This window comes from Dyella jejuensis, from assembly GCF_044904675.1.
GTDB lineage: Bacteria > Pseudomonadota > Gammaproteobacteria > Xanthomonadales > Rhodanobacteraceae > Dyella_B > Dyella_B jejuensis.
The window spans coordinates 1-5,429 of sequence record NZ_JADIKJ010000030.1 but is presented as its reverse complement, the minus strand read 5'-3'; the positions used below and the strand labels follow the sequence as shown (position 1 = coordinate 5,429).

Here is a 5,429-nt window from a genome sequence, read left to right as displayed (position 1 = left end):
AAGCCAGGGTTACAAACCCGGCACGCCGGAGTTCGCCTCAATGCTGCAACTCGCCAGCACCGCGGTGGGTGCGGCCGTGGGTGGGGGTGCCGGCGCGGCCACGGCGTTGGACGGAACGCGCTACAACTACTTGTCGCATCCCCAGCTCAAAGCGCTGCAAGATCAAATCAAGCAATGCAACGGAGATCAAGTCTGCATCCAAACCGCTCAGACCGATGCGGAAAAGCTGTCGGCAAAACAAGAACAAGACCTTGTGCGCAGTTGCAACGCAAGCGGTGTGAATTGCGCCGACCAATACAAAGACGGGATCAGCACAGCCATTGACTACGTCAACGACCCGCTGGCTGCGCAGTTGGGGTTGCAAGTAGACCAATACATCACGGCTCAGGACTATGTGAATAATCGAGGCGAGTGGGGGTTGGTCAAGGCGGATAATGCGGTAAGCAGCGACGGCAACGTAATGGTAGGTATCGCAGGAGCGGGGATACTTGCCGGGCTGGGCGCAGGTCCGGGGATCCTTGCAGTTGAAGGCTCTGGCGCTATCCAGGTCGGTTCGTTGACAGAAATTATCTTGGCGTCGCGTGGTGGCACCGCGGCCGTGACCGGAGCCGTCAATATGGGGGCGCAGTTGATTCAGAACGGAGGCAATTTCAGCCAACTGAATTACATCAATTTGGGTGCCAGCATGATGGGTGGTTATCTAGGCTATGGCGGCAACTGGGGGTGGAATGGTCTAGTGGGAACCGGCGTTGGCATGATGCAGACTGAGGCCAATAACCTGTATTACCACCAGAGCAACAACGTGTTGGTGGGTGGATTGGCTAATGGCATGACGACGGCATTTGGTTTCAAGATTGGAGATACCTATATCAGTTCGATGCAAACACCAATTTTTACGTCACTTCGTCCAGCAGTTATCGGCAACAGTGCAGGCGCAAGTGTTACGGAATATTTAAATAATCTATTCGATAACTTAAATAGTTCTCAAAATAAAAGTAATGGTGAAAATAAATGAATATCGCTAAAAGGATCATAAGTTCGTTGATCTTTGGGGTGACCTTCTTTATTTTTGGCCTCGCTTCCATAGTTATTCTTGGATATATCTTTGCTCCGTTGAAAGGTCTGCAATACAACTTCCACATGGCGGTTATGTATGGCATCCACTGTGGCGCATATCTTGGATCGGTCGCCACTGTTCTGGCGTTTAGCACCTCTCGCCGCCGCCTTCCGTTTTGATGATCACTGCAAACAAGGCGAGGGAGAAAAAACCATGTCTTGGTTATCTTAAAAATAGAGAAGCTAAGTTCATTTCTTCTTATGAGGTAGCAATGCTAAAGCCTCGCGTCTACTTGTGGATCATTCCACCATGGGGAGCTTCGGATTTACTTGGAATTTATGCGGCGATGTACGTGTTCGCTACATTCAATGAATCTATTCTTGATCATGTTATTAGTGGATGGGACGGTAGCGCGGATCGTTTGGGGGCAAGGAAACCGCTTTTCTTTGACTTTTCAATTGCAAGATGCGCCCACCCAACGCAAGCGGGGTGAATTGTGCCGATCAATAAAAAATTGAGATCAGCACAGCCCTTGACTACGTCAATGACCCGCTACGGAAAAAATGACAATCTACTGGTGGGAGGGCTGACGTCAAGTCTCACTACGATGGCGGGTTTTAAGATTGGCGATGGTCTGACTAGTTCAATGCAAAAGCCAATTTTTTCACCGATAAGTTCCGTTATATGGGGAAATTTGACGGGCGCGAGCACGACAGAGGGCGTAAAAATTGGGCTATCGACAAATTGCACGATCTTCAAAGTGCTCAACAGAAGGTCGAGCAATGACACTCTTGCGAGCGATGTTATCTGGACTAGTTATGTTCGCTACAGCGACTATCCTGATAGTGGGAATGACCTACATCAGATGTCTTATACAGGGCATTACCTACATTTTTTCAATCGTTGTGCCTATGGCCATGAAAGTAGGCCTGGTCCCTGGAAGTGCAATCTTCGTTCTGACATTAATCGGAGGGCCTCGTCGTCGACCACCGTATTGATCGAAGAGAGCATCGGCCACACCCAGGAAGAAGTCGACAAGTCCATGCGCGGGCACAACGAAACGCTGACGCTTAAGGTGACCTGCGCCACTACCGCACAAGCGTGCGCCAACCTGCGCGTACTCGACGGACTGACCATGGATCAACGTATCCAATACCTGCGCGACCACGGCATGAGCGTGGATTTCGTTGACCAAATTCCGGAAGGTGCGCAGAACATTACCGTGAATGGCATCCTCAATGACGAGGCACGAGCAGTGCATGTGGAGGCGGGACATGTGTCGCAGACGAATGACCAAGCGACAAACGTAACCTACTACGTGCAATACAACGCATCCAAAGGCGGTGTGTCGGACCTGATGCAGGCTGGCTATGACAAGTTCGTTTCGCCAATTAACGGAGACTATTCGGCCACGATCTTGGCAATGGTGGATGCGGTGCAACGACAAGGTGATGATGCGCCAGTGAATCTTTATGCGCACAGCTGGGGAAGCATCGTCACGCGCGATGCATTGAATATCCTGGCGAACGAGGGTTATACGAATCCCAATCTGACCACGGCAGTATTCGGTGCGGCAGTGCGGCCTGGTGCGTTGGTGAGTCCGATGACCATCATTGCGGGGTACAACAAAGTATTTCCACCGATTGATCCTGTAACAGGACAGAAGCCCCTATCTTCACTTGTCTACCTAACCAGTCCTTATGATCCAGTGGCTATGTTTGTAGGCGGTACCTTGTTTCCTTCGATCTATCTTGACAGCAACTCAGAACTGCATCTGCCAAGTGCGGCCCAGGGTGAGGCATGGGGTGGCTTGCAAGGAGTGGCGCCGGTATTCCAGGGTCCGGTCAATCCGCATAGTTGCTACGGGCTCAATTGTGCGGGAACGGATTACAACTGGACTATCGACAAGGCCGAACAGTGGAAGAAGGCGATGGAAAGGCATCAATGAAACGGATGCTATTCACGTGGCTTTCCTTAAGCGTGCTTACCGGATGTAACAGCGAACGTTACTATGCAGCTAGCAATCCCTATGCAGTGGATGAGCCGCCGACGCGCTATCCATTGGATTTTCCGTTGTGTTATGGCACACAGGGACTTGTGGTCGCCCCATTGCGCATTCGCTTGTGGGGGGCTTCATTCACCGATCCGGTTCGGCTGATGTGGCTTCGCCGACAAAAACCGAATGAAGATGGCTGCTATACGGACGACCAAGCTGACCGACGATTACGTGTCTATGTTGAAAAGCATGACTTTTTTGGGGACGCAGGATACTACAGAGGATGGATGCCTCTAGATAAGTCAGGTCACCGTGATTTCGCAGCATCGGCTTACAAGATCCAGCTCCTGAATGCCAAGGATTTGCAGAAAGAGAAGGAGAAAAAGCAATTAGATGCTTCCACGCGAATGACCAATCTCGCAAAGTTAGGCTTTACCTATGCCGATGTGACCAGGCAAGACGAACATGTCACGATCAATGGCTTGGTGTGGCGCCATCGACTAACGGCGATGTATGAGGTGACTGACCCGAGCCATCCAACGCAGGGGAAACTGCTTGAATGGCGCGAAAGCTACGAACATGCCGTCGGCGACACTCACATTTTGCGTCGTCAGGCGCATTACTACGCAATGATCGTTGCTGATCCCGAATGGATTGCTGCGCGCCGCAACTTGCTCCTTAAACTGGTGCAAGCCATTCGCATCGAGCCGATGACGCAAGCCGAAGTCGATGCGGCAGTCACCCAATATCAGCAGCAAGTTCAACAAGACAAGCTCGATTTGAATCGTAACCATTGATGATTTTGTATGCCGTAGGATCACATGAGAGTTTGTGAATGCGAGTTGTAGTGCGAAGTTTATCTCGCCGTCATCGTGAAATATTTCCAGTACTTACCTGGCGCGGCTCCAGGCTAGGTCCGGGTCGCACTTATGGCGTGGTTGCAGGTCTTCAAGGCCGGTCAATCCACACAGTTGCTACGGCCTCAATTGTGCAGGGACTGAATACAACTGGACGATCCAGAAGGCCGAGCAGTGGCAAAGGAACCAAGACGGGGGCAACCAATGAAAGCGAAGTTACGTCCCCTAATGATGGGTCTTGCGATGACATCACTTGCCGCGTGTGACACCGATCCCACCGAAAAGTTGTACCTGTATACGGACAGGCCGCCGACACGGTACCTATTGGACTTTCCAATTTGTAGGTCGATCCCAAATGTAGATGCCGGCGAGATTGTTGTCCCTTTGCGATTACGCATTTATGGAGCTGGATTGCCCGACCCTGCGCAGGTGATGTCGTTACGCAAATATGAGCCCAATGCTGATGGGTGCTTTTCCGATCCATCCAAGCCGTCACGTCCAGCCATGACCTTGGCCGACAGCTTTAATGGCGACCCTGGCAGCATGCGAGGCTGGATGGCTTTGGATCAGTCAGGCCACGGCATGTTCGCCGCGTCGGCCTATCAGAATCAGCTACTTAACGCCAAGGATTTGCAGAAGGAAAAGGAGAAAAGGCAGTTGGATGCTTCCACGCGAGTGACCAATCTCGCAAAGTTAGGCTTTACCTATGCCGATGTGACCAGGCAAGACGAACATGTCACGATCAATGACTTGGTGTGGCACCATCGACTAACGGCGATGTATGAGGTGACTGACCCGAGCCATCCAACGCAGGGGAAACTGCTTGAATGGCGCGAAAGCTACGAACATGCCGTCGACGATACTCACATTTTGCGTCGTCAGGCGCATTACGACGCAATGATCGTTGCTGATCCCGAATGGATTGCTGCGCGCCGCAACTTACTCCTTAAACTGGTGCAAGCCGTTCGCATCGAGCCGATGACACAAGCCGAAGTCGACGCGGCGGTCATCCAATATCAGCAGCAAGTTCAACAAGACAAGCTCGATTGGAAGCGTAAGCATTGATAATGCATGAATGTTGTCGGATACTTTTTTACTCTAAATGTACTGAATGCATCACGAAATTCATCTCTCGACTTTGAATTTTTTTCCAGCACGTATTGGCGGTGATCGATATAGGTGCATGTGCTGCATCGTGGGCAGCTTGAACGGCAGCGTCACGCTCAGCGCCGGCAACCATGTGCACATCACCGGCAGCGACGTGCTCAGCCAGACCGGCACCGCCATCGTGGGCAACAACGTCACCATCGATGCGGCCGTAGGCACCAGCGATATCCATCAAAGCCACAAGGTGAGCCAGGGCGGGATCAACGTGGGCCTCGGTGGCGCGGCGGCTAACGTCGCCAACACCGTTTACTACGCTGCCCAACGTAGTAGCCAAGTGCAGGATAGTCGCCTATCCGCCCTCTACGCGGCGCAGGCAGCCCAGGCGCTGTTCTCCCCCGGTGCCGCCCAAGGC

7 protein-coding genes are annotated in these 5,429 nt (G+C 52.1%); all 7 read left to right on the top strand.

Annotated elements, in window-relative coordinates; genetic code table 11:
• A partial coding sequence (locus ISP15_RS17930) for a hypothetical protein (RefSeq protein WP_404549312.1) occupies window positions 1-1,015 on the top strand: 1,015 nt, incomplete at its 5' end.
• Window positions 1,012-1,236 (top strand): hypothetical protein, encoded by a 225-nt coding sequence (locus ISP15_RS17925; RefSeq protein WP_404549310.1) that lies wholly within the window; start codon window positions 1,012-1,014, stop codon window positions 1,234-1,236. The genes ISP15_RS17930 and ISP15_RS17925, both read left to right, overlap by 4 nt.
• Window positions 1,236-1,550, top strand: coding sequence for a hypothetical protein (locus ISP15_RS17920; protein ID WP_404549308.1), 315 nt, complete (start codon window positions 1,236-1,238; stop codon window positions 1,548-1,550). Before ISP15_RS17925 ends, ISP15_RS17920 begins: the two co-directional genes overlap by 1 nt.
• Before the next feature lie 501 nt (window positions 1,551-2,051).
• The gene (locus ISP15_RS17915; protein WP_404549307.1) at window positions 2,052-3,005 is read left to right on the top strand and encodes a hypothetical protein; all 954 of its coding nucleotides are present in this window, start codon (window positions 2,052-2,054) and stop codon (window positions 3,003-3,005) included.
• The gene (locus ISP15_RS17910) at window positions 3,002-3,850 is read left to right on the top strand and encodes a hypothetical protein (protein WP_404549306.1); all 849 of its coding nucleotides are present in this window, start codon (window positions 3,002-3,004) and stop codon (window positions 3,848-3,850) included. The genes ISP15_RS17915 and ISP15_RS17910 overlap by 4 nt, the downstream gene beginning before the upstream one ends.
• Window positions 3,851-4,414: 564 nt before the next feature.
• Window positions 4,415-4,975, top strand: a complete 561-nt coding sequence (locus ISP15_RS17905) for a hypothetical protein (RefSeq protein ID WP_404549305.1) — start codon at window positions 4,415-4,417, stop codon at window positions 4,973-4,975.
• Window positions 4,976-5,093: 118 nt separating this feature from the next.
• On the top strand, window positions 5,094-5,429 hold a 336-nt coding region (locus ISP15_RS17900), incomplete at its 3' end, for a hypothetical protein (protein ID WP_404549303.1).

What these genes read in the sequence shown, in the direction of transcription:
- ISP15_RS17925 (WP_404549310.1), top strand. Translation starts at nt 1,012, where the DNA reads ATGAATATCGCTAAAAGGATCATAAGTTCGTTGATCTTTGGGGTGACC.
- ISP15_RS17920 (WP_404549308.1), top strand. Translation starts at nt 1,236, where the DNA reads ATGATCACTGCAAACAAGGCGAGGGAGAAAAAACCATGTCTTGGTTAT.
- ISP15_RS17910 (WP_404549306.1), top strand. Translation starts at nt 3,002, where the DNA reads ATGAAACGGATGCTATTCACGTGGCTTTCCTTAAGCGTGCTTACCGGA.
- ISP15_RS17905 (WP_404549305.1), top strand. Translation starts at nt 4,415, where the DNA reads ATGACCTTGGCCGACAGCTTTAATGGCGACCCTGGCAGCATGCGAGGC.